Source organism: Microcoleus sp. S13_C3, assembly GCF_036700905.1.
In the GTDB taxonomy this organism is placed as follows: domain Bacteria; phylum Cyanobacteriota; class Cyanobacteriia; order Cyanobacteriales; family Microcoleaceae; genus Microcoleus.
Genome location: NZ_JAUBPT010000040.1, coordinates 14914 through 37790, shown reverse-complemented (window position 1 = coordinate 37790; position 22877 = coordinate 14914). Strand labels below are relative to the sequence as shown.

Sequence of the window (22877 nt, the reverse complement as noted above, 5' to 3'; positions counted from 1 at the left end):
GTGCGATCGCACGGCAATTGGGGCTATTTACACTTTATGCCCTAACCGACGAAAGCGCTTGCTATATCAATACATTTTAAAATTTCCCTCTTCCTTCCTCCCTCTTTCTTTTTCCTTGAATATCTGCCTCCTGACTATTGACAAATGCTCAATAATTAATCCGTATATCCGTGTCAAAATCCAGATATTGCCTGACAATCAAGCATCCAAGATACCCGCCACGTGATTCATCCGTCCAGAAATAAAAAACCTGTATCCGATGAAACTTGCCGAACGTATTTATCCGTGGGTTCAATGCTTCAATTCTTTAATCTAAAATCTAAAATCTAAAATCTAAAATCTAAAATCGATTGACTTCATGCCTGCATCACTACCCGTTCCGGGAGACTGACAATAAAAGTTGAACCTTTCCCATCTTCGCTTTCGACGCTAATTTCGCCGCCAAGAATTTGACACAAACGCTGGCTAATTGTCAATCCCAAACCCGTCCCTCCGTATTTGCGGGTAGTCGAAGCATCCGCTTGGGTAAAAGGTTTAAATATCTGCTCTAATTGCTCGTTTGTCATGCCGATGCCAGTGTCGCTGACTCGAAATATTACAACTTGAGAAGTGTAGCTTGAACCCGATTGAATATCATTATTTTTATTTTGTTTCCCCGGTCTTGATTTTTCAATTTTAATTCTTTCCACGCCGATAGTAATGACGCCTTTTTCGGTAAATTTGGCAGCATTGCTGAGCAAATTAAGGAGAATTTGCCGCACTTTCGGTTGATCGGCGTACATTGTGCCGAGTTCGCCTTTGGTTTTCAGTGCTAAAGCATTACCTTTTTTTTCTACTAGCGGTTGAGCCGTAGTCATCACTTCTTCAATCATCGTTGCCACGTCGAAGTTTTCCAAATAAAGGGTGACGTGACCTGCTTCTATTTTGGAAATATCGAGGATATCGCTAATCATATCTAACAGGTGTTTGCCTGCGGTTTGAATTTTTTCTAAGTCCGGGAGAAAGTCTTCTGAACCGGAATCTTGAGCATCTTCTTGCAGCATTTCGCTGTAGTTAATGATGGCGTTGAGGGGGGTGCGTAGTTCGTGGCTCATGTTGGCGAGAAATGCACTTTTCGAGCGGTTGGCAGCTTCGGCGGCTACTTTTGCTTCGTGCAATTCTTCTGTGTATTCGGCTACTCTTTGGATCAGTTCGTTGAGGGAAATTGCTAGCATTCCCACTTCGTCGGAAGTAGTGACTGGTACTTGCAGGTCAAAGTTAGATTCTTCTGTCACTCGCTGAGCGATGAGGGTGGTGGCTTCTAAGGAGCGAGCGATCGCCCCGCTGGTGTATGCTGCTAGAATTGCTGCGATCGCACCTGATATCAAGAGAGAGCAAACGATAATGAGAGTTCCGAGTTTTTCGGCATTTTCGTAGGTTCTCAATGCCTCGTCTGCTTTATCGCGAAAGTTGCCGGCCAGTTGGGCTGAATCCTCGGAAAACTCTTTGAGTTTCAAAGCAGTTTCGCCCGCCACAAAATTGTTCAAATTCCGCCCCAAAGCCTGCTGCTGTTGCGGATTCAAAGCAGATAATTTGGCAGCAGCCAACAATTTTTGTACTTGTTGAAAGTAGGATTCTACGGTTTTGCCGTTGGCTTGAGCGAACTGTTGAAGCAGTTCGTAGTCTTGGGCAATATCGGGATTCTTCGTCGGCGACGAGGTTTGCAGTTGTTCGAGGATGCCGCTCATCTGAGCAACGCGAGTCAGGAATTCCGAGCGTTGGCGATCGAAAATTTGCGGTTTGGCCGTCAGACTGGCGAGCTCTTGCTGCTGAATTCTGACTTCCTGCACCGTGTTGTTGAGGTTTGTCAGGATTTCCGCTTTATCTCGGTCGAGCGCTAGTTTTTCTCTAACTTGCTGTTTGTGATAGGATTCTACTCCCCGTCCCGCCACAGCACCCAAAACCGCAATACCAATGACCAAGGCGTATCCGCAGCCGATTTTCTGCCTGATACCTAAGCGGCCCAACAGACTTTTCAACCCTATTTGAGGACGGTTCTGCAGTTGATTTTTCAAAGCTAAGGTTAAAGACATGGGCAATGTACTCGTCACCTTTGAGAGGCACCATCTATATTCTAATTGATGCCTGCCCGAGGGTAAATAAAGTTCTGGCTTCGGGCCAGCTTTCGGCAATTATTGGGTCTTTGCAGGGTTCCACAGCTCGATCGGCTTGAGAGTTTGCAGGAATTATGCGTAACAAATTATAGCAGAAGGAATAACGCTCTTCGGCTGCCTTCGGCTCCCTTCCCTTCGGCGATGCGATCGGGCAAGTCGCGGTTCCTGAGCTAAGTCGAAGGGCTGGGCAAGTCACTCAGAGTAAAAAAAAGCAAGAAGGCAGAACCAGTCAATCGATTTTAGATTTTAGATTTTAGATTTTAGATTAAAGAATTGAAGCCTTGACCCCACGGATGAATCCGGGGGCTTCTATCCTGGATGCTTTCGGTCAATCGATTTTAGATTTTAGATTTTAGATTTTAGAGGCGACCCCACGGATAAATGCGGGGGCTCTTCTGATTTTCGATTTTCGATTTGGGATTGATTCCACGGATAAATCACGTGGCGGGTACCACCTTTGAAATTGGTGGTCAAAGGCATGGTTTCAGATAATTGAAGTCATTAATAACCTACTCACCGTCAGGCGTGGTTGCGATATAAGTCGCGAGTTATAAGTTGCAAGTTATGAGTTAGATTTCTGATTGAAAACTCTACTCTACTCGCAACCCACAACTCGATCGCTGTTCCCCTACTGGCAAAGTCGAAATTGTGCTATCTCAGCAGGAATTCTTGAAGCATTAGGTACGCTAGCACTTGCTGGAACGAAGATTCCCAGGCCGTAACTGCAACCTTCTGCCGTCGTGCATTCCCCAGGCTTAGCAGTGATTTGATATTCGCCTTGGGATGGGGGAGTAAAAGAGATTGACGCCAGTTCGCCTGTTTTTTGACTCACAGCGACTTCCTGACCGCTTGCATCCTTGAGAGCTAGGTTTAAATCCTGGCAATTTCCGTCGCAAGTGGCAACAAAAACATACTCCACATTAGGATGCAGTGTTGCTCTAAAAGGAGATGAAACTTGCTTGCGAACTTGGCCCAGCAACGGCACAAATACTAATTTTTGACCGTTGCCTTTCCGCTGGTCAACTTCGGTTTTCAAGCGACAAACAACCGTTTTTTGGTCGTTGGTCAGTTCTTGAGCAATAGCATTTCCTACGATTGCAGTACCGAGGAGCAGAGCCATGCCGGAAATAACCAGATGTTTGAAATTCATTGATGTCCCTTAAGGTTAATTTTTTGCTAATTGATTGGATTTGCACAAAGAATCTATCGGTAGGGTACGTCTCGGCGCGCCTTACTGCGACAGGTAGTGTCTAATTTAGCAGGCCTGATGCAGCACTGTCTATTTACAAAGGCAATTGATTAATTGTCCCTATATACAATCGAGATTCTGCTAGTAGACTACCAATTGCCATCTCTGACTCCATCGGGATCGACTTTGAGCTTTTTAATTTGTGCTTGAGGAATGTCAACAGATGTATCGTCTTGCTGCGGTGCAAATCCCTGATTTTCGTCCATCTCTTTGACAGACTTGACTTGAGAAAGGATACTTGAGGGTGCGACAGCTCCTTTTTGTTCGTCGTAAAGGTCGAACCAAGGAAGACCGTATTGATTGTAACTTTTGGCAGTAATGGGCGTGTTTGGCGGTTCTTTACCAGTGATTTCCCGATACATCATGCTATTAACAATGTGGACGTAAACTCTGCCGAAATTTGTCTCGTCCCAGGTGTTGATACCGTAACGATCGGGATAAATTTCTTGTTTCATTTTACCACCTGCTGCTAATCCCATTTCCGCACCACCCAAGGCGATACAATCGATAGGTGCAAAATCACTAAAGCCTCTACCTCTCAGTAATTGTGAGGGCGGCGGTTCTTCTGGAAATAACCCTGGTTTCGGATCGAATACAATGATTTGAATGCCGCCAAATTCTTCTTTACCAGTTACTTGTCCTTCGACAGTGTAACCCATACCGAGAGGCATAGCAACAAATTGGCGGATGTAACCTTCACCAGAATTGATACCATCTAACCAGGGTTGAGCGGGACAAATGACATAATCTTGGTCATTAGCTTGCAGTTTTTGCTGCCAAGGTTTGCCTGAAACGGCATTGATTTTACCAACAGCAATTTTAACAGCATTGGGCCGCCAATCAACGCCTCTAAAATAAATCCACAAAGCTTCCCGTTGATACATGGGAATAAACACGCCCCCGTGTTCTTTCCAAGTTTCAGGTACTGTAGAAATGTAGTCATCAACTTTGCAGACGGGAAACTCGCCTAATCCCGGCGGTAAGGGATAGGTTTTACCGTCGTCGGGTATCCGCAAAGTGCGTTGAAAATTCAGGGAGAAGTGTTTACCGAAACAGAGAGCGTTGTTTTTTACGGTGATTTCTAACATGGGGATTCTTAGATAAAGAACAATTACCAGAAAATCAAAATTTCGCTCATTTGCCGTTCTGTCTAAATTGCCACGCTGGCACAAACTTGGAATCTCCCCAAACACCGCGGCGCTTTTTCTTAGCTTCGGCTTCGGCTTGTTCCAGAATACTTGCACTCGGACAATTTTTCAAGTAAGGACGGTAAACCATTGCTAATCCTTCGCGGGTCAAAACTTCTTGGGCAAATGTGCCGTTGGGCAAGCGAACTTCGCTAACTTTGCGGCCGTAGCGGTCAGTATCAGTGACAGTCAAAACAACGCGCCCGCCCCCTTGTTTGACTAGCTGCTGCATTCTTTGGTACGCTAGATTTCCCCACTTAAATTGATTTTTATTGGCTGCTGCTTTGCTATTTTTCTCAGCATTTGTGTGCGCGACTTCCGGTGCATCTACACAGGCAAAACGCACTTTGATATCTTTCCCGGCGGCATCACTGGCGACAAGGGTGTCGCCGTCGCTGACTCGCTTGACAACATAGTTGTTGGGCGCTAACTTTTGTGGACACCCGAATAGTAGCAATAGCAGAGCAACTGCACTTAAGGTTTTTATTTTTGGGAAAATGGCGATTTTAAGTTGGCTCATATTTCTCTGTTTTATTTAGTTTCCATCCAATTTTGCCCAGCGTGGATGTCAACTATCAGCGGTACGCTAAGTGGCAGAGCATTTTCCATCGCACTTCTAATTTTAGGCTGCAATTCTTCCCATTCATAGGGAGGTACTTCAAAGATTAATTCATCGTGAACTTGCAGCAGTAGCCGCGCCTGATAGTTTTGCAATATTTTGTGTACTTCAATCATGGCAAGTTTAATGATATCAGCACTAGAGCCTTGAATCGGAGCGTTGGCTGCGGCGCGCAAAGATTGGGCGTCATCTCTGCTGAGAGATTTAAGTCGATCGGAGTGAATGTCTTGGGGATTGCGGCCTTTTAAGTCGCGGAGGCTTTCGCTCTCGAAGTTTAAGTAACGGCGGCGGCCGAGTATTGTGGTAACGTATCCGAGGGCGATCGCCTCTTTTTTTACCTTCTCCAAATATTCAAAAACTTTACTGTAACGCTCGTTAAATCGGCGAATAAATTCCTTGCCATCTGCTGAAGTTTTACCCATCGATCGCCCAAACTTGATCGCCCCCATACCGTAAACTACCCCAAAATTAATCGTTTTCCCAAACCGTCTTTCATCGGGAGTTATTTCTTCCTTTTCAAACAGCAGTTGAGCCGTCACGGTATGCACATCTCGGTTATTTTGATAAGCTTCAATTAACACCGGTTCTTGACTCAAATGAGCTAAAATTCGCAGTTCAATTTGAGAATAGTCAGCCGACACCATCAGCCAACCTGACTCCGGTAAAAAAGCTTTGCGAATTTGCCGCGAAAACTCGGTTCGGATGGGAATATTTTGTAAATTTGGATTGGAAGAAGAAAGCCTACCCGTACCAGTTGCAGCTTGGTTGAAATCTGTATGCACTCGCCCGGTATCCGCACGCACTAACTGTGGCAAAGCATCGACATAAGTTGATTTCAACTTGGATAATGTTCGGTGTTCTAATAAATCGTCTACAATCGGGTGGTCTCCTTGCAATTTATCCAATACAGCGGCGTCTGTAGAGTATCCTGTCTTAGTTTTGCGAGACTTTTTCTGAAACTCATCCGGGATTTTTTCTAACAAGATTTCGCTGAGTTGTTTCGGCGAACCTAAATTAAACTTTCTCCCGGCTGCTTGATAAGTTTTTTCTTCTATTTCTTTTAAGCTCTTTTCTAGCTGTTGCGATAGTTCTTGCAGATATGCTGAATCAATGCGAATTCCACAATATTCCATTTCTGCTAAAACTGGTTCTAGGGGCTGTTCTACTTCCAGCAATAACCCCTCCAAAGTTTTTCGGGGAAAGCTAGTTTTATCAGCTTCCTTCAATTCTGCTCTAAGTTTACCTACTAACTGAAATGTAGTGTAAACATCCATGCCGCAGTATTTAGCTACTTCTCCAATGCTGATGTCAGCAATTGTTTGGTTTTTTTGTACTAATTGATTGTAAGTTTGGGCAACAATGCCTAAGTATTTCTTTGACAATTCGCTGAGGCTGTGGCTATTTTCTGGATTGAGTACGTAACTGGCTAGCATGGTGTCGAAGACGACTCCGGCTAGTTTGATGCCCTGACAGCGCAGGATCGATCGATCGAACTTAGCATTTTGCAGCGCCTTGGGATAATTCTCGCTTTCCAAAATCGGACGCAAAGCAGTTAAAACTGTGGCTTTGTCCAAGTTTGTGCCCGTTTTGTGTCCCGTGGGAATGTAAGCGAGATCCTCTTCACCGGTTCCCCAACAGCAGCCAATTCCGACTAATTCGGCGTCTCGCGGTTCGATGGCGGTGGTTTCGGTATCCCACGCCACGGGTGAGGCTTTGTCGGTGAAGGTTTGCAGCAGTTCGACTAATTCGTTTAACTGTTCGGTTGTTTGAATTATTCGGGGTTTAATGGGTAATTTGTTTGCTTGCTGGGCGGCTTTGGTATCATCATGACTCCAAAAGGATAAGGCGTTTTCTTCTGAACTTTCAGAAGTTGGAGGTGGCTTATCTATTGTGGGGTGGGCATCTTGCCCGCCCTGTTCCAAGGGCTTTTCTACACCCTCCAATGGCTGTTCTAGGCTGTTTTCCGACGAGGCAGAGCCTCTGGATATGCGTTCCCGGGCAGAGCCGGGGAACGAGGATTGTTCTTCTTGTTTTTCGTTCTCTTCGACGCCACCAAAACGCTTTTGAATTTGTTTAACTTTGCTTAAAAATGTTTTAAATTCCAACTTTTCCAGCATGGGAATCAAGGCTGATTCGTCAAAACCTATAAGCTGGCAATCTTCTAAGTTGATTTCTAATGGCACGTCTTGGACAATTGTCGCCATGCGTTGAGAATGATAAGCAGCTTCTTTGCCTTCTTCTAGCTTTTTCTTAGTTGCTCCTTTAATCTCGTCGATGGCTGCATAAATTCCATCAAGGGAATTGTAAGCTTCCAGCAATTGCAGGGCGGTTTTGTCGCCAATGCCTTTGACTCCGGGGATGTTGTCGGATTTGTCGCCGCACAAAGCTTTGTAATCTACTACTTGTTCTGGCAAAATGCCGAGTTTGGCTTTGACTTCTTCCGGGCCGTATTCTTGGGATTTGCCTTTGCCCGATCGCCTGAGTTCATCGGTACTCAAATATAATACGCTGATTTGTTTTTCGGTTTCTACTAATTGAAACAAATCTCGATCGCCCGTGAGGATTTTGACCTGATAACCGGCCGCGCTGGCTTTGTTTGCCAAAGTTCCCAAAACATCGTCGGCCTCGTAGCCCGGAGCAGTTATTGCAGGTAAATTCAAATAGCTGAGGAGTTCTTGCAGGTTTTTGATATCGGGGATGAAATCTTCGGGAGTTTCGGCACGACCGGCTTTGTAGGTGTCGTCTGCTTCGTGGCGAAATGTGGGTGTGGCGAGGTCAAAGGCGATCGCCATGTACTGGGGATCGTGGGCGGCCATAACTTCCAGCAGCGACTTGAGAAAGCCAAAACAGACGCTGGTGGGAATGCCTGTCGTAGTTCGCAAGCCTCCGTCTCGACTTTTGGCAAAGGCGAAGTAGGAGCGAAAGGCCAGGGAGTGACCGTCAACTAAGATGAAGGTGGGTGCTTGATTTTCCGACACAGACACAGATCCCGATCGCACGAAAGTATTTTCTCATTGTAGCTATAGCAGAAGGATGTCTGATGTTTTGAAGTAGCTCATCTTTGCACCAACTCTTGTAATGCCAAAAAACAGTGGAGTATGGAGTAGATATCTGGGTAAGTCAGACCAATTGCCACGATTCTTGCTATTCTGCGTCGATTTTACGCGAGCGAGTAAAATCTCTCAAAAGGTTTGTCTACAAGGTCTTTGGGATGATTAATTTTTCAAACCCCTGATTGCCCCCCTCTCCCCCGAAAAAAATCGCTCTCCTTCTAAGTCGTTTCCTGAACGGACTTGCGTAAACACGCAATATTATTTGCGCTTACTCCCCTATCAACCGGAAGACTTGAATGACAGAATAAAACTATCAACTTTACAAACAGGTCTGAATCATGAACAAGGTAATGGTTACGCTCATTTCTCTAGCTACCCTTGGGCTAGGCATTGCTGTTCCCCTCCAAGCCAATGCTCAGCCTATGAAGCCAACAACAAAAGTTGCGCTTGAATCCCAACGTCACCATGAATACCGCGTCCAGTATCACCGCGCCGATCAAAAAAAATGGATAAATGCTGGAACTTTCCGAACTCGTGTAGCTGCTAACAAACAGGTTCAAAAACTAGAGCATAAAGGTTATAAAGCCAAAATTGTAACTCTGTAGACTTATACAATAGAGGAGGGAGAGAAAAGGCGAGTAGCCCTCGCCTTTCCCCTCATGATTATCATTATCAGTAAAAGCTCACGTTATAGGCAGTCTAAATAGTCGTGAAAACGAGTCTGCTGAAGAAATGATAAAAGAGTTATGGCGGTCAAACTATGAGTTCTCAAACACAACGCTTTCTGGTCATTGAGGATCACCCTGAAGTCGGTCACAATAATTGTGATTTTTTGAGGATGATAGACCCTCAGTGTTCCTGCATTATTCAGGAAACCCCTGAAGAGGGGATTGAGCAACTCAAGCAAGAGAACATAGATTTAGTAGTAGTTGACTTACAATTTGGGACTTTGACAGGCGAGGAGTCAGCCAAGCCAGGTTTAGCGCTACTCAACCACATTTTTGAGCGTCACCCTCTGTTAAATGTTCTCGTCTATACCAGCGAACCCAGCTATTTAAGGCAAGTCCTGAAGCAAATATTTGAACATCAAGGGGGATTTGCTGTCGTTAATAAAATGGAAAGACGGAATGCTTTTCTAGAAGGAGGTCGTAGTGCTTTAGCTGGACAGTGTAAGATTCCTCGTAATTTAATGAACGAAATGCCATTGACTGATAAGGATAGAACGGTACTGGACTTGTTATGCAACCAAGCCCTTACGGATCAGGCAATTGCAGAGCGGATGCATATATCCCTCAAAACAGCTCAGAACTACGTCCAGAGTCTCAAAGCAAAACTGAATGTCGATCAGCTTGATGGTCAACTTACTAATACCAGAATCGCAGTTTGCATGGAGGCAATTAAACGTAGGTTAATCGGGTAGTTATACCCTTCTTTGTTATCATCTTATGGGGTGTCCATCGTCCATTCAAGTGTTACCCGCATCCCACCTTCTTCTAATGAAATCCTTTGCCAAGCCCCATTTGGTATCTCAGCGGCAATAGTTTTCATCAGTTTAGTGCCATATCCACCACTACGACGTTTTTTGTGAGTAATATCTAATAAGATAGGGGTTAGGCTAGTTCCATTATTCTCGATCGCTAATCGGCACTGATGATCTTTTTGAGTAAGCGAGACTGAAACTTGCGTTGCCGATCCGTTTGGAGGTTGGGCATGGCGAATCACATTAGCGATCGCTTCTCGAAAAAAGCGAAATATATCCTCTCTCGAATCAATCCAAGCACTATCAGATTTGGGTTCTCGCAGGGGTTGTAGATGCTCTTTGACACTCAAGGTTAATTCTCTTGAGTTAATCAGTTTTTGGAGCCATTGGTGTATCCCCCGATCCAGTCCATATTGCAGCTCTGGTGTAATCTCTAGCTTTTCTGCAATTGTGCGTGTGCTGCTGAGCTGATTGCGAAGCGCAAGCCCAACTGCTTCTAATCGATCTAAGATTGAGTTCATCAGGGGAGATGGATGACTGAGGGCTAGAAGTTCAATACTATCCATAGCCAATTTGAGTTCTTGAAGTGGGCCATCATGAATGTCTGTTGCGACTCGATGGAGGAGTTTCCGCGATTGCAAAAGAACAGCCTGTCGCTCAGCTAATTTCTGCTGTTGTTGGATAGACTGCCTGAGAATTGAATAAATGGCTACACCTGAACCTGTTCCAACCCAACCTAAGATTGGGATGGATAATGGAAGGATTAACCCTTGATAGAACAAGATAAAACTTAAAGCTACATAGCTTCCTACCAATATCGGAAGAAGCCAGCCAACCAGCAGATGAACAGGTATAAGTTTATGCTTTTTGCCGGGGCTAAGTATATATAGGGTTATGAAGCCAAGACCCAAAGTTGTGATGATGTAGTCATACCAATTCGGGATTCTTGTCAGAAATGAATGGGTCATCAAACTAGCTATTTGATTAGCTTCTACTTCTGCAACAGACATCTCCCCAAAAGGAGATAGTTGTCGATAGGTTTCAAATCCTTTCCCTTCGGGAAGATCGATTAATACAAGTTTATCATGGATCTTCTGAAGAGATTGGGGGTCAAAGGAAGGATTACAGTGTTCTATCTCTAGCTGAGAGGAAGGACATTGAAAATGAATATCAATACTAGGAAATGTATCAGCAGGGCCCCAGAAGTTCATTTGAAAAGATAAAAGAGTTTGTAAATTTGTAAGATCTTGAAAACCTTTGAGATTTCCTGAGTTGATATAGAATTTTTCTAAGGCCATCGTTGCCACAGATTTCACCTTATGATGTATATTAATATCTGGATCATCTTCATAGCTAAAATTGGAAAATAGCTCGGCTTTTCGAGCTGGGCTGTCTAAGCTTTGTGGATGTGCTGCATATCTGAAGTAACTTACTATCTGCTCTGGGGGAATAGAGGGATTTATACTTTCCTTATCGAAAGGAAGTAAATTATGATAATCATTTATGACTGAATTTTCTGAGGGTAAGTTACTTGGACGAGCCACCAAAACAATCTGGTTTGAATATTTACTAATCAACTCTTGAAAGGGATGTTCTAACTGAGGATCTGTATCAAGCTCAATGTACTGGCTCATTTGAGTAGGCAAATTTATGACTACAAGCTTTGCACCACTGTTGATTAAGCTTTTCACTAAAATAGCATAGAAAGTATTCAGTTTATATAAGTTATGAAAGTTATATCCTAAAATGGCAGGCTGCTTGATCTTAAGCAGTAGAATTTCTTTTGGCATAAGCCCTGGTTTATGCATTCGTATTAGATGATCCTGAATGTCGAGTTCCATTTTATTGAGCATAGGTAAGTTGCTAGATACTGCACAGTAAAACAAGCTCCAAGCAGTTACTAAGCCAATACCTATTGCTTGCCGATATCTGATAGTGTTCATTCGATGTTTCTATTATTTATTTGTTCGGTGCAGTCAATATAAAATTGTTGGCTTGGCTCGGATTCGGTTTAAAGTTACACACAAATATTGTGAACACTGTCTCAACCGCCCATGAGCCAATTTTGTACTAATCGTTCAATCATAGATAGTACCATTAAAATGAAACCCGTATATTGAGCGGACATTATTGCCGTCAATTTATAGTTTCAGTTTAACCGAGCCTCCTTGTCCAATACCATCAGTAATTCGTCCAGCACCAATCCAGACTTAGGTTGCTGTGGCTGGGATATCTATCTAACAGGCTCAATAAAAGTAAAGTTTGGCATACAATACGAGATGCAAAAGGGAGCATCTCACCTTTGCAGCCCTCCGCTAGAAATTGGAGTTTTGAGGCAGGAGGCAGGAGGCAGGAGGCAGAAGGAAAGAGGCAGAAGGAAAGAGGCAGAAGGAAGGAGCCAGAAGAAGGAAGGAGCCAGAAGAAGTATTTTTACAAATATGAGATGCTCCCGATGCAAAAGGAAGCATGAGCCATTTATTCTTAGTTCAATAGTACAATTCTGACATTGGCCTTTGATGGCGAATTTTCTTCTCCAGTATATAGCAATTCACGGTTTGGTGAGGTACACCTAAATAGCTGTAAAGCTTAGAGAACCCAAATGGGTTCTCTGATGATGAGCTAATATCTGAAAAAAATGTCGTACTCTCGCAGCTTAACCGATAAAGAGTGGGAACTCATCGAGCCATTATTACCCCGAAACAAGAAAACCAGACCGCCTACTCTGTCAAAGAGAGAAATCTTGGATGTTATCTTCTATGACTCGCAAGCGGTAAACGCACGGGTGGTCTGAAACCGGGCTTTTTGCATCATACTTCGTTACAGCTCGCAGAAACGGTAAAAAACCCGGTTTCAGAAGGTTGTGATGTGTAAGTCCCAATCTCAAATCTCAAATCTCAAATCGCTTGACTGTGCAGCTTGGCTGAGAATAGTACAAGATGTTAAGTACGATTCCCTACGGGATAGCTTCGCTTCACGCGAATTTACCAACACCTGCCCGAAGCCTATGGCTGACATTAATCGATGCTACGAAATCCTCGAAATTGAGCCGGGAAGTTCCCTAGAAGAAATTAAGCGCGCTTACAGGGATTTAGCGTTTGTGTGGCATCCCGATCGGTTTGCCCACAACGACAGGCTGCAACAAAAAGCTCAACAACGATTAACAGAAATTAATGAAGCTTACCAGCAGTTGGTCTTGTTTCTGAGTCAGTCTGAATCATCGAGGTCGATCGAACAACAGTTTCAGCAGCCACCGCCCCCTGCGCCGGAAAAGCCGCTGAGAAGGCGTTCTGCAAAATCAGCCGCCAAGCCTGGTTCCCAGCGCCGTCAAACCCGCCCAAAAGCCGCCTCCAAAAAATTTCTAACTCAAAAAAACTCTTCAAGCAAGAAACGATTTACCACTCACAATAGCCCAGCGTGGCGGGGCACAAAGCAACCAGGGCGAATCGTTGCGAGGAAAGCAGGGCCATCTCAAAACTATCGAAAGCTTACTTCGAGAAGGAAAACAGAATTTTCAACTCAATACTCAAAACCACGAATCCCGCCGAGGGAAGTGCGGCCATCTCAACACTATTCAAGCTTCCCTTGGTGGCCGCTGGCAATCGCTGTGGCGAGTTACGCTTTGACCGGTTGGATTTTGACGAAATCAGCGGCCCCGCTGTGGATGTGGGCTTTAATCTGCGGTGCAGATTGGCTGTGGGCCGCGATTTTGCTGGCGGAGGGTTCGGCAACGCCTAGAGTGTGGCTGGCGGCGTTAGTTTTGGCTGGGGCGGTGGGGGGGTCGATCGCTGGTTTTCAGGCGGGAGGAAGGGTCACAGGGGCTGCTTGGGCAGCAGTTGGGGCTGGTTTGGGGGCGATCGCCAGTTCCGAGGCCCAGTATCGGGCTGTGGCTGCTGTTTTGGCTGTAGGGGGAGTGGTGGCAGTGGTGGGATTGATGGCGGGAACGGTTTCTGGGAATTGGGTTAAGGCGTTGGTGGCGGCCGTGTGTTGGGCGATTGTCGGCTTGATGTGCGGGCTGGCGACGGAACTAGGCGTCAATTCTGGCGGCCCCGTCGGGCTCCGAGGTGCGATCGGGCTGGGGATTGGGGCGTGGGCGGGGGTTTTTGCTGGGGCGGGTTCGGGGGATCTCGTCCAAGCTTTGGCTATCGCCGGATCTAAGGCTGTTTATGGGGCTTGGGCTGCGATCGGCATTATTGCTGGAGTTGTGGCCCGGATGGTAGCCGCAGAAAGGTTGATCCACACCAGCAGCGGGCTTTACACGGTTATCCTGTTGGTGGCTACTTCCGGTTTTGGGCTGTGGCTGGGAAGTTGGTTGGGCGATCGTATCTTTTGAATTAGTCAGTTGTCAGTTGTCAGTTGTCAGTTGTCAGTTGTCAGTTGTCAGTTGTCAGTTGTCAGTTGTCAACGGTCAACAGTCAACAGTCAACAGCCAACAGTCAACACTCAACAATTCCGGAGGATTGCAACCGGAATTGATGTAAATCCCAGCACTTATCGCTTTTCAGCAGCGCTTCAAACTCAGCCCTTGGCAAAGCTGGGCTGAAAAGATGGCCTTGAATTTCGTCGCATTCGTACTCGCACAAAAAATCAAGTTCTTGCTCATTTTCTACCCCCTCAGCCACCACCGTCATGTTCATGCAGTGTGCCATTTGAATAATCGCTATTGTGATCGCTGCATTTTGGCGATCGTGTGCAATGTTGCGAATAAAACTCTTGTCAATTTTTATCGCATCAAACGGAAAGCGTTTTGGATAACTCAAAGAAGAATATCCCGTCCCAAAATCATCAATTGCTATCCTAATCCCCTGATCTTTCCACACCCTAAAAGCTTTAGCTGCTGCAATTTCGTCTTGCAAAACAAGACTTTCCGTCAGTTCTAATTCCAAACACTTGGGATCGAGATCGGTTTCTGTTAATATCTCCCTGACTCTTTCCGTGAAATTTTTGCGCTCGAATTGACGGGCTGACACGTTAACTGCCAGTCGTAGGGGCGGTAAACCTGCTCTCTGCCATGTTTTAGTTTGCCTGCAAGCAGTCTCTAATACCCATTCACCCAACGGTGCAATCAAGCCCATTTCTTCAGCCATTGGAATAAATTCCCCAGGGGAAACTCGCCCCCGTTCTGGATGATTCCAGCGGACTAAAGCTTCAGCACCAATAATTTTACCTGTATTGATTTCTATTTGCGGCTGATAGTGAATTTCAAACTCTGAGCTTTTTAAAGCATGGCGCAAGCAAGTTTCTTGAAGAAGTGTATTGATAAAAAATTTAGCCTTCTTTGCCGTATAAAAATGATAATTATTGCCGCCTTTCTGCTGAGATTGATACATTGCTATATAAGCATTTTTCAGCATTTCATCTCCGTCGGTGCCGTCCCCGGGATACAAGCAGATACCCATACTAGCAGTGACATAGACTTCGCAATCTTTGACAATCATACCTTCGGATACAATATCTAAAATGTTTTGAGCAATCTTAGCCACATCCTGTTTTTTTGCAACTGGTTTAAGAATCAGCGCGAATTCTGCCGCTTCCAAACGAGCAACAATATTAATGTTTTCCATGCAGTTAGTTAGCCGCTGGGCGATGCTGCAAAGCACCGACTCGCCGATATCGTGTCCCCAGGTACTGTTAATGCGGTTGATTTTATCTAAGCTAAGCGTGACAACTGGAACGACTCCTGACAATTCTTTTTGACCATCTAATTCTCGACTTAACTTTTCTCGCAAAAATGAACGATTCGGCAGGTTTGTCAAGCTGTCATACTGATGTCGGTAGAGTGCCAGTTGAATAGTTGTGTGCAAGGTTTTTTCTTCAAATGGCTTGACAATATAGCCAAACGGTTTTGTACTATTGACTCGTCGCAAAGTAGTTTCATCGGCATAAGCTGTCAGATAAACTACCGGGATTTGAAAGCGCAAGCGAATTTCTTCGGCTGCTGTAATGCCGTCGATTTCTCCTTGCAGATTAACATCCATTAAAACTAAATCCGGGCGCAATTTGGCTGCGGATTCTATCGCTTCTTCTCCAGAATAGACCATGCCAGTTATTCTATATCCTAGAGATATCAAACTGTCGGAAATGTCTTCCGCAATGATGCTCTCGTCTTCAACTATCAGAATTTTTTTGTTGGACACTAATTTTTCTCCTTAGAGTGCAATTTTGGTTGACAAAAGGTTATTCTAAAAGTCGTACCCGCAGTTTCTAACAGTTCTATTTTCCCCCGGATTTGCTTGACTAAAGACCCGACAAGTCGCAAACCCAACGTTCTGGCTTTGCGATAATCTAAGTCTTGAGGAAAACCAATTCCGCTGTCGCTCACGGTTAGCACGCAAACTCTGTTATTATCTAAAGTTAAATCTATGTTAATTTTACCTTTAACTTGTCCTTTAAAGGCATATTTGAGGGCATTTGTCACAAGCTCGTTGATAATTAACCCGCAAGGAACTGCCGTATCAATATTGAGAGAACACGGCGCAATATTTGTTTGCAACTTGACGCCTTCTGCATGATTTTCATAAGCTTGGAATAAATTGTGGGCGAGATTTTGGATGTATTCAGCAAAGTCAATGTTTGACAAGTCTTTGGATTGGTACAATTGTTCGTGAACCAGGGCCATTGATCTCACTCGGTTTTGACTGTCTTTTAACATTTCACTAACGTGGCTGTCTTGGATGTAGCGTGACTGAAGTTTGAGCAAACTGGAAATAACTTGGAGGTTGTTTTTGACGCGGTGGTGAATTTCTTGGAGAAGGACTTCTTTTTCGGCGAGGGAGGCTTTGATTTGATCCTCATCTCGTTTGCGATCTGTAATGTCGCGTACTACTGCTTGGAGAAATTTTTTTCCGTTAATTTCCATTGCGTTTAACAGAACTTCTGCGGAAAATTCTGAACCGTCGAGTCGTTGGTGTACCCAGTCAAATCGACAGCTACCTATGAGCATTGCTATGTTCATTTTCTGTGAAGCTAAACTGGCTGAATCTTGTCCGTTAGGCTGAAATGGCGGGGAAAATTCCCTCGGATGCTTGCCGTAAAATTCTTGTTTGTTGCTACAGCCAAATATTTTTAAGGTAGCGGGGTTGCAGTCAAAAAATTCCTTTTCGTCAAGCAACATTACTGCTTCGCTGGTGGCTTCATAAAGGCTACGAAATTTGTGTTCTGATTCTTGCAGCGAGCATATCAATTGGTTCTTGAGAGCTTCGGCACGCTTGCGATCGGTAATGTCTATTCCTACAGAAACTGCTGCGGTTCCCTGATGATATTTCTGAGCTACTATCAAATAGTTGCGGACGAAACCGTTAATTTCTATTTCTATTTCTTGGCAGGTTTGCTGAGATGAACTGTCAAAAAAATTTCGGATCAGTTCTCCGAAAGTCGAGCCTTTGTCGAGAAAGTTGATTTCTTGACCGACAAAGCTTTCAGGAGACAGGTTGAATGAGGTTGCTAAGTGCTGGTTGACTCCTATATACCGCAAATCTGAACTAATCCAAGAAATCAGTCCGGGTACGGCATCCAAAACGGCGCGAAGTTGGTCTGTAGCTTCTTGGAGTGCTTCTTCCGATCGCTTGCGATCGCTAATATCTGTCGCCGTTCCGCACAACCCTAAAATAGCGCCGTTTTCAGCTTGGTTGACGATGCTGTTGACGCGCAGGTGAACGGGAGTACCGTCTTTGCGAAGGTGTACTGTTTCGTAAGGAGAATTAGCGGTTTGTGGCTGAATTTTGGTTCTCGCTAAAAGTTGGGCCAATATTTCTCTTGATCTACTTTCTTGATCGGGAACTAAAAAATCGGTGAAGCGCCTTCCGATCATTTCTGGCGGTTCGTAACCGTAGATGCGTTTGGCGGCGGAATTGACAAAAGTCAAGAGGCCTTCAATATCGATCGACCAAATCAATTCTTGGGAGGTTTCTACCAGATTGCGATACTTTTTTTCGCTTTCGGCAAGTGCTGCATTGAAGACTGCCGTTTGCTGCTGAAGTCTGTCTTCTAATTGTTGATTTGCCGTTTCCAGAGTGGCGATGGACTGCTCGCGCTCGGTAATTTCAGTAGAAACACCAACTGCGCCGACAACTTCGCCGTTTCCATCTCGCAGGGCTGCCGATCGAATTTCGTGAATACAATGCCCCTGTCGGGCATTCCAAGTGCGATCGTTTCCTGCTAGTACCTCGGCAATATTTTCTAAGATATCTGGCTGGCTGCTGTAAACTTCACCAATCGACAGCCCGACAGTTGCACCTGGTTTGAGGGCCAAATTTTCTAATCCTTTCCCTGCTGCAAGGGTTAACTTGCCGTCTCTGTCTGTTGCCCACAGGAAAACGGGGGCACAACTGACGGCGGCCTGAAGGGTTTCGTTGGCTTGTTTGAGCCTCTCGATTTCTGCGTGAAGCAGATCCTGGGTGGTGTTTAATTCTACCCTTAGTCGATCGGCTTTTTGCTGCCAACTGGCAGCAGTGTCGCACATTTCTGGGAGATTGCGGGAACGACAGATGGATTGGTTGCAGTGTGACATGGTTACTCTAGGGCGCACTGTATATTTAACCTCAGCCTATCTTTTAAGCATAAACTTTTTAAGTCAAATATTACAATTAGCAGGAATACTCCTCCGACCAAGATGCGATATATTAAAGCTACTTTAAAGGATTCAGAAATTGAGGCTCGCTCAGGCTTTCCGGCGACTGTTCACAAATTGATAATAAGCTGAATAAGGCCGATTCGTCGGTATTTTTACGGTCACTATTTGTAGTAATGCAAAAAGAAGTTCCGCAATCCTCGGCTTGCACAAGAAGTGGATTGTAAATTTATTATATTTGTTTGCGTAGATTCACGCACCGAGGAATCGGGAATCGGGAAAATTGAAATATAGGCAGCGCCTGAATGGTTAGGAGGTACTTAATTTGTGAAAATCATGAAGTCGATTCCCTCTTCTTTCTGCCTTCTGCCTTCTGCCCTATGCCCTATGCCCTATGCCCTATGCCCTATGCCCTATGCCCTATGCCCTATTTCTTCCATCCGCTACATCCGTTACAGAATCCGTTGCCGAACTTCCTTCAATTAACTCCCCAAATTTTGACAGTTTTGTCTAAGCTGCCGCTGATAATAGTTTCACCATCGCTGCTAAAAGTAAGACAAGTAACAGAGTTTTGATGTCCGCTGAGAGTGTGAATATTTTCGCCCGTACTGGCATTCCAAAATTTGATATTACCATCGGCACTAGCACTGACAACAGTGAGTCCGTCGGCACTAAAGGCGATCGCATTTATCGAGTTAAAATGCCCTGCCAAAGTGATGGAACTATCTGGATTCGATAGCTGCCGCAGTTGAATATTTCTGTCCCAGCCGCCAGTAGCCAAAGTCTGCCCGTCTGGACTGAAAGCCAGACAATTCGCATAACCCTTAATTGTTTGGGAGCATTCTCTGCTGCGGAGGTTCCACAGTTTAATTGTACCGTCAGAACTGCTGCTAGCGAGAGTTTGTGCGATCGGGCTAAAAGCAAGACTAACAATTCCTGCTTTATGAGCTCCCCAAGTTAAAAGACTGCCAAAAGTACAGATTAACTTTCCCGTCTCTAAATTCCAAATTTTGATAGTAGTATCTGCCGAACCGCTGGCGATAACTTGACTGTCAGGACTGATGACAATTGTGCTAATTTCCCCTTCATGTCCGAGAGAAGTATGCCGCAATTCTCCTCCTTGCCAAATTTCGATCGCACGGTGTTTCGGAGTATTTCTGCTTCTCACAAAAACTTCGCTTTCTTGGCAAAGGACAAAAGTTTCTTGAGCGCGGGGATACTTGTCAACAGTATAGAGTATTTCTCCTGTATCTACATCGCAAATTCTAATTATTTTGCCGTGCAAACTCGCGGTGCGAGATCCTCCGGGACTAATAGCAACATTTGTCCCTGTTTTCACACTGCGGATGCAGTCAAAAAGCTTGTAAGGCACGAATTCTTTTAAAGTTTGGCGCACTAGAGGTTCTGTCCTCGATCGCAAAATTAAATAAGCAACTCGCTGCACTTCTGCTGCGGGGTCAAGCAGCGCCTCAATTGCTAAATTTAAGCCAGCGCCTCCGTATTTAGGAGCATCTTTAACAGCGGCAATCCGCGGCTCTATACTGGGACTGTTGAAGCGCTGCTTGACCCCGGCGATGCCTCCCAAAACTGCGCCGGCGATCGGGATTTGACTTTGGCCGCCGAGGACGGCATCATATTCTCTGGGCTGGTTAGAATTGTCGGCCATCATACGATTTTAGATTTTAGATTTTGGATTTTAGATTTGAAGAATTGGAGGATTGAAGAAAACGAACTCACGGCTCAATCGGGGGAATTGTTGTCGGATACATCGTATTGTTTAGGTTGGTTACAATTATCGGCTATCATACGATTTTAGATTTTGGATTTGAAGAATTGGAGGAGTGAAGAAAACGAACTCACGGCTCAATCGGGGGAATTGTTATCGGCTACTATGTTTTTAATTTCTGCACAGATGAATCCGGGGGCTTGTAACCGGGCTGCTTTCGCTGACGCTAAAACCCGGTTTAAGCTCGCAACTTATAACTTATTGACTGTTGCAGTTTATAGTATTATAATCAAATTAGCGTTTCACACAAAAATCCGAAAGTGATATGTCACACTTCACAACTATCAAGGTTCAGATCAAGAACGGCGAACTGCTGCATCAAGTGTTGGAAGAGTTGGGTTATCAAGTAGAGTCCAATGTGCAGGTACGGGGTTATCGGGGTGACAAAACTAATGCCGAGTACGTGATTCGGCAATCTAATGGTTACGATTTGGGTTTTCGCCGCAGCGGAGAGGATTACGAATTGGTAGCGGATTTTTGGGGCGCTCGAATTAATCAGCAGGAATTTATCAATTCAATTAGTCAAAAATACGCGCGGAAAAGTTTGATGGCGGCGGTGCAGTCAGAGGGTTTTCATGTTGAAGAAGAGGAAACTTTGGCAGATGGAACGCTGAGAGTTGTAGTGGGTAGATGGGTTTAAGACTCGCCCTTGATTAACTCGTTTTTAGGTATCAAGAGGAATCACCATGTGGCGATCGGCGATCGTACTAATTATCCTGGCGCTTGTAGTTGTCATTGTTGGCGCGATCGCCCTTGGAACATACCGCTGGCATCTCGGTACCAAGGAACTGCGAGCCACTCTGGAAGCTGCGCGATCGCCGATTAAACCTCTCACATTTGATGCGCGGGAAATCGCCGATTTACCCCAGCCCGTGCAGCGCTACTTTCGCGCGGTGATGAAGGATGGACAACCGCTAATTGCAGCAGCGCGGGTTTCCCACGAAGGCACGTTTAACATGAGCGAAACCGCAGAAAAATGGAGCGCCTTCACCTCAACTCAATTGGTAATTACTCAGCGCCCTGGCTTTGACTGGGAGGGGCGAATTGCCATGATGCCCGGTATCAATGCGTTTGTTCATGATGCCTACATTTCTGGCGAAGGCATCCTCCATGCAGCGCTGCTGGGCCTGGTGACTCTGGCGGATATCCGCGGCACTCCAGAAGCTGCACAGGGGGAACTGATGCGCTTTTTCGCGGAGGCGGCTTGGTATCCGACGAGACTGCTGCCGAGTCAGGGTGTTCGCTGGGATGCGATCGACAATTCTTCGGCCAGAGCAACGCTACAGGATGGCGACACCGCTGTTTCCCTGGATTTCCGCTTTGATGAAGCAGGGCTAATCGCCAGTATCCGCGCGGAGGCCCGCGCCCGTACAGTTAACGGCGGGCTGGTGTTTGCGCCCTGGCAAGGCCGCTTCTGGGACTACGAATTGCGAGACGGTATGCGGATTCCGCTCTCCGGTGAGGTGGCGTGGCAACTGTTTGATGGCTCGCTATTGCCCTACTGGCGCGGCCGCATCACGAATATTGCCTATGAGTTTGCACGATGATTCTAGTTTGTGTTGTAGGGCGCGTCTGAGATTTTCTCCCCTATTTCATGGGAACAATTTGATAATATTTGGCAAGCGATTGGTTCGCCTCCAACTTTTCGAGCGTTCAGTTTGGGATATGTCTGGAAACTCTATGAAGGTGAGGTTTACAAGCCGTTGACGGTATCGTCAGATTTTAAAAATAAGTTTAATGAATTCCTAGTTGTAGGATAAGTGAAAATCCAGATTTTGCCGATCGCTGGTTTCGAGGACTGATGCGATATAATTAAAACAAACGAGTAAATCAATACTATGAGCATTACTCTGACGAAAACCCAAGAGATATTCATCCAAACTAAACTGCAAACTGGTAAATATGGTTCTGCCGAAGAAGTGCTGGAAGTTGCTTTGCGATTGTTAGATGAGTACGATCGCGCCGATCGCCAGTGGATCGAGGGTGTACGAGTTAAGATAGATGCTGCTGTTGCCATGTCCGAACATACTCCACCGATTGATGGCGAAACCTTTATTGCAGGGATTTGCGATCGTTTCCGGCAAGTACGCAAGAGTAAACAAGGCTATACTAATTGAAATGCTTGTATGATAGTTGCATTCAATTGCTGCATTTGCTGACTTCCTAACTCGCCCAATCGTCTCAGTATTAATCTCTGTTCAAGGCTGACAATCCGAGTCACTCTAACTTTAGAAGATACTTTTAATCCCGTGCTATAAAATTCTGGATCTGAAGCATTTAAAGCAAATTCATCTAAACTTAGGCTAGTGACATTTTGCGAAGAAATGAAGCATATCGTAATTTCATCTATGGTTGAACTTGCCCACAGCACTAAAGCTGGCCGTAACTTTTTCTGACTCAAATCTGTAAAGGGAAATTCAGCTAAAACAATATCTCCTTTTTTTAGCTTCACTAAATTGGCTCTCCATCTTCAAGGGTGTAAATATCAGGTTCGTCGTGCAGGAATTGAAATACTCCTCCGCTTTGGGCTAACTGGGTTATTTCCACAGTAGAAGGATAGGGGATGTTATTAAATAGTTTTGCTTTTATTAGCAATTGCTCGTCTTCTGAGAGTGTCTGGATGATTTGTACTAAGGATTCAATGAGTTTTGTGTTCATAGCTGAAAAAATATGGTGATATTTTATTTTACTTCAACAAGGCAACCTTCGATGATTATAACAAAAAGACTAAGAGGGTGAAGCGAAGCTATCCCGTAGGGAGTCGAGCTCGAAATCCAAATTTTG

At 45.1% G+C, this 22877-nt stretch carries 19 protein-coding genes; 8 read left to right on the top strand and 11 right to left on the bottom strand.

The features are described 5' to 3' along the window. Positions 1–356: 356 nt before the first annotated feature. The 5 genes from QUA16_RS13575 to polA all read right to left on the bottom strand — a co-directional run bounded on the left by QUA16_RS13575 (position 357) and on the right by polA (position 8207). The gene (locus QUA16_RS13575) at positions 357–2072 is read right to left on the bottom strand and encodes an ATP-binding protein (protein ID WP_333106473.1); all 1716 of its coding nucleotides are present in this window, start codon (positions 2070–2072) and stop codon (positions 357–359) included. A gap of 709 nt (positions 2073–2781) precedes the next feature. After that, the gene (locus tag QUA16_RS13570; protein ID WP_333106474.1) at positions 2782–3303 is read right to left on the bottom strand and encodes a hypothetical protein; all 522 of its coding nucleotides are present in this window, start codon (positions 3301–3303) and stop codon (positions 2782–2784) included. Positions 3304–3491: 188 nt separating this feature from the next. Beyond that, positions 3492–4490 (bottom strand): hypothetical protein, encoded by a 999-nt coding sequence (locus QUA16_RS13565; RefSeq protein ID WP_333106475.1) that lies wholly within the window; start codon positions 4488–4490, stop codon positions 3492–3494. A gap of 46 nt (positions 4491–4536) precedes the next feature. Further along, entirely contained in the window at positions 4537–5109 is a 573-nt protein-coding gene (locus QUA16_RS13560) for a thermonuclease family protein (protein WP_333106477.1), read from the bottom strand. Positions 5110–5120: 11 nt separating this feature from the next. Then, on the bottom strand, positions 5121–8207 hold the full coding sequence (gene polA / locus QUA16_RS13555; protein ID WP_333106479.1) for a DNA polymerase I: 3087 nt from the start codon (positions 8205–8207) through the stop codon (positions 5121–5123). Positions 8208–8599: 392 nt separating this feature from the next. Here polA and QUA16_RS13550 point away from each other — a divergent pair, with 392 nt between their 5' ends. Together QUA16_RS13550 and QUA16_RS13545 are read left to right on the top strand one after the other, a co-directional pair. Beyond that, positions 8600–8866 carry a hypothetical protein gene (locus QUA16_RS13550; RefSeq protein WP_333106481.1) on the top strand — a complete coding sequence of 89 codons (267 nt, stop codon included), beginning with the start codon at positions 8600–8602 and terminating at the stop codon, positions 8864–8866. 155 nt (positions 8867–9021) lie between these two features. After that, positions 9022–9681 (top strand): response regulator transcription factor, encoded by a 660-nt coding sequence (locus tag QUA16_RS13545; RefSeq protein WP_333106482.1) that lies wholly within the window; start codon positions 9022–9024, stop codon positions 9679–9681. 23 nt (positions 9682–9704) lie between these two features. Here QUA16_RS13545 and QUA16_RS13540 read toward each other — a convergent pair whose 3' ends face one another. Beyond that, on the bottom strand, positions 9705–11684 hold the full coding sequence (locus QUA16_RS13540; protein ID WP_333106483.1) for a CHASE2 domain-containing protein: 1980 nt from the start codon (positions 11682–11684) through the stop codon (positions 9705–9707). Between the two features lie 359 nt (positions 11685–12043). On the opposite strand from QUA16_RS13540, the gene QUA16_RS13535 reads away from it, so the two are divergent. The 3 genes from QUA16_RS13535 (at position 12044) to QUA16_RS13530 (ending at position 14071) form a co-directional block, all read left to right on the top strand. Continuing rightward, positions 12044–12211: a hypothetical protein gene (locus QUA16_RS13535; RefSeq protein ID WP_333181169.1), complete on the top strand. Its 168-nt coding sequence runs from the start codon at positions 12044–12046 to the stop codon at positions 12209–12211. 165 nt (positions 12212–12376) lie between these two features. Beyond that, on the top strand, positions 12377–12532 hold the full coding sequence (locus tag QUA16_RS36910) for a transposase (protein WP_445252164.1): 156 nt from the start codon (positions 12377–12379) through the stop codon (positions 12530–12532). A gap of 213 nt (positions 12533–12745) precedes the next feature. Beyond that, a complete protein-coding gene (locus QUA16_RS13530) occupies positions 12746–14071 on the top strand; it encodes a J domain-containing protein (RefSeq protein ID WP_333181168.1) in 1326 nt (441 codons plus the stop codon). 103 nt (positions 14072–14174) lie between these two features. On the opposite strand, the gene QUA16_RS13525 is transcribed toward QUA16_RS13530, so the two are convergent. The 3 genes from QUA16_RS13525 to QUA16_RS13515 all read right to left on the bottom strand — a co-directional run bounded on the left by QUA16_RS13525 (position 14175) and on the right by QUA16_RS13515 (position 19976). Beyond that, positions 14175–15875 carry an EAL domain-containing protein gene (locus tag QUA16_RS13525; RefSeq protein WP_333106980.1) on the bottom strand — a complete coding sequence of 567 codons (1701 nt, stop codon included), beginning with the start codon at positions 15873–15875 and terminating at the stop codon, positions 14175–14177. Next, positions 15875–18247 carry a PAS domain S-box protein gene (locus tag QUA16_RS13520; RefSeq protein WP_333106977.1) on the bottom strand — a complete coding sequence of 791 codons (2373 nt, stop codon included), beginning with the start codon at positions 18245–18247 and terminating at the stop codon, positions 15875–15877. Before QUA16_RS13520 ends, QUA16_RS13525 begins: the two co-directional genes overlap by 1 nt. Before the next feature lie 538 nt (positions 18248–18785). Then, on the bottom strand, positions 18786–19976 hold the full coding sequence (locus QUA16_RS13515) for a WD40 repeat domain-containing protein (protein WP_333106975.1): 1191 nt from the start codon (positions 19974–19976) through the stop codon (positions 18786–18788). A 382-nt stretch (positions 19977–20358) separates the two neighbouring features. Here QUA16_RS13515 and QUA16_RS13510 point away from each other — a divergent pair, with 382 nt between their 5' ends. From QUA16_RS13510 to QUA16_RS13500, 3 genes are all read left to right on the top strand, one after another. Next, entirely contained in the window at positions 20359–20733 is a 375-nt protein-coding gene (locus tag QUA16_RS13510; protein WP_190743059.1) for a DUF1257 domain-containing protein, read from the top strand. Positions 20734–20779: 46 nt separating this feature from the next. Next, positions 20780–21640 (top strand): DUF6920 family protein, encoded by an 861-nt coding sequence (locus tag QUA16_RS13505; protein WP_333106974.1) that lies wholly within the window; start codon positions 20780–20782, stop codon positions 21638–21640. Positions 21641–21931: 291 nt separating this feature from the next. Beyond that, entirely contained in the window at positions 21932–22210 is a 279-nt protein-coding gene (locus QUA16_RS13500) for a type II toxin-antitoxin system ParD family antitoxin (protein ID WP_333106971.1), read from the top strand. Here the strand turns inward: QUA16_RS13500 and QUA16_RS13495 are convergent. Further along, positions 22198–22545, bottom strand: a complete 348-nt coding sequence (locus tag QUA16_RS13495) for a type II toxin-antitoxin system PemK/MazF family toxin (protein ID WP_333106970.1) — start codon at positions 22543–22545, stop codon at positions 22198–22200. The genes QUA16_RS13500 and QUA16_RS13495 overlap by 13 nt on opposite strands. Then, positions 22545–22751: a hypothetical protein gene (locus QUA16_RS13490; RefSeq protein WP_333106969.1), complete on the bottom strand. Its 207-nt coding sequence runs from the start codon at positions 22749–22751 to the stop codon at positions 22545–22547. Before QUA16_RS13490 ends, QUA16_RS13495 begins: the two co-directional genes overlap by 1 nt. Positions 22752–22877 lie beyond the last annotated feature (126 nt).

Bases quoted from the DNA above. Each gene is read 5' to 3' on its own strand.
- QUA16_RS13575 (WP_333106473.1), bottom strand. From the start codon at position 2,072: ATGTCTTTAACCTTAGCTTTGAAAAATCAACTGCAGAACCGTCCTCAA.
- QUA16_RS13570 (WP_333106474.1), bottom strand. From the start codon at position 3,303: ATGAATTTCAAACATCTGGTTATTTCCGGCATGGCTCTGCTCCTCGGT.
- QUA16_RS13565 (WP_333106475.1), bottom strand. From the start codon at position 4,490: ATGTTAGAAATCACCGTAAAAAACAACGCTCTCTGTTTCGGTAAACAC.
- QUA16_RS13560 (WP_333106477.1), bottom strand. From the start codon at position 5,109: ATGAGCCAACTTAAAATCGCCATTTTCCCAAAAATAAAAACCTTAAGT.
- QUA16_RS13550 (WP_333106481.1), top strand. From the start codon at position 8,600: ATGAACAAGGTAATGGTTACGCTCATTTCTCTAGCTACCCTTGGGCTA.
- QUA16_RS13545 (WP_333106482.1), top strand. From the start codon at position 9,022: ATGAGTTCTCAAACACAACGCTTTCTGGTCATTGAGGATCACCCTGAA.
- QUA16_RS13540 (WP_333106483.1), bottom strand. From the start codon at position 11,684: ATGAACACTATCAGATATCGGCAAGCAATAGGTATTGGCTTAGTAACT.
- QUA16_RS36910 (WP_445252164.1), top strand. From the start codon at position 12,377: ATGTCGTACTCTCGCAGCTTAACCGATAAAGAGTGGGAACTCATCGAG.
- QUA16_RS13530 (WP_333181168.1), top strand. From the start codon at position 12,746: ATGGCTGACATTAATCGATGCTACGAAATCCTCGAAATTGAGCCGGGA.
- QUA16_RS13520 (WP_333106977.1), bottom strand. From the start codon at position 18,247: ATGTCACACTGCAACCAATCCATCTGTCGTTCCCGCAATCTCCCAGAA.
- QUA16_RS13515 (WP_333106975.1), bottom strand. From the start codon at position 19,976: ATGATGGCCGACAATTCTAACCAGCCCAGAGAATATGATGCCGTCCTC.
- QUA16_RS13510 (WP_190743059.1), top strand. From the start codon at position 20,359: ATGTCACACTTCACAACTATCAAGGTTCAGATCAAGAACGGCGAACTG.
- QUA16_RS13505 (WP_333106974.1), top strand. From the start codon at position 20,780: ATGTGGCGATCGGCGATCGTACTAATTATCCTGGCGCTTGTAGTTGTC.
- QUA16_RS13500 (WP_333106971.1), top strand. From the start codon at position 21,932: ATGAGCATTACTCTGACGAAAACCCAAGAGATATTCATCCAAACTAAA.
- QUA16_RS13490 (WP_333106969.1), bottom strand. From the start codon at position 22,751: ATGAACACAAAACTCATTGAATCCTTAGTACAAATCATCCAGACACTC.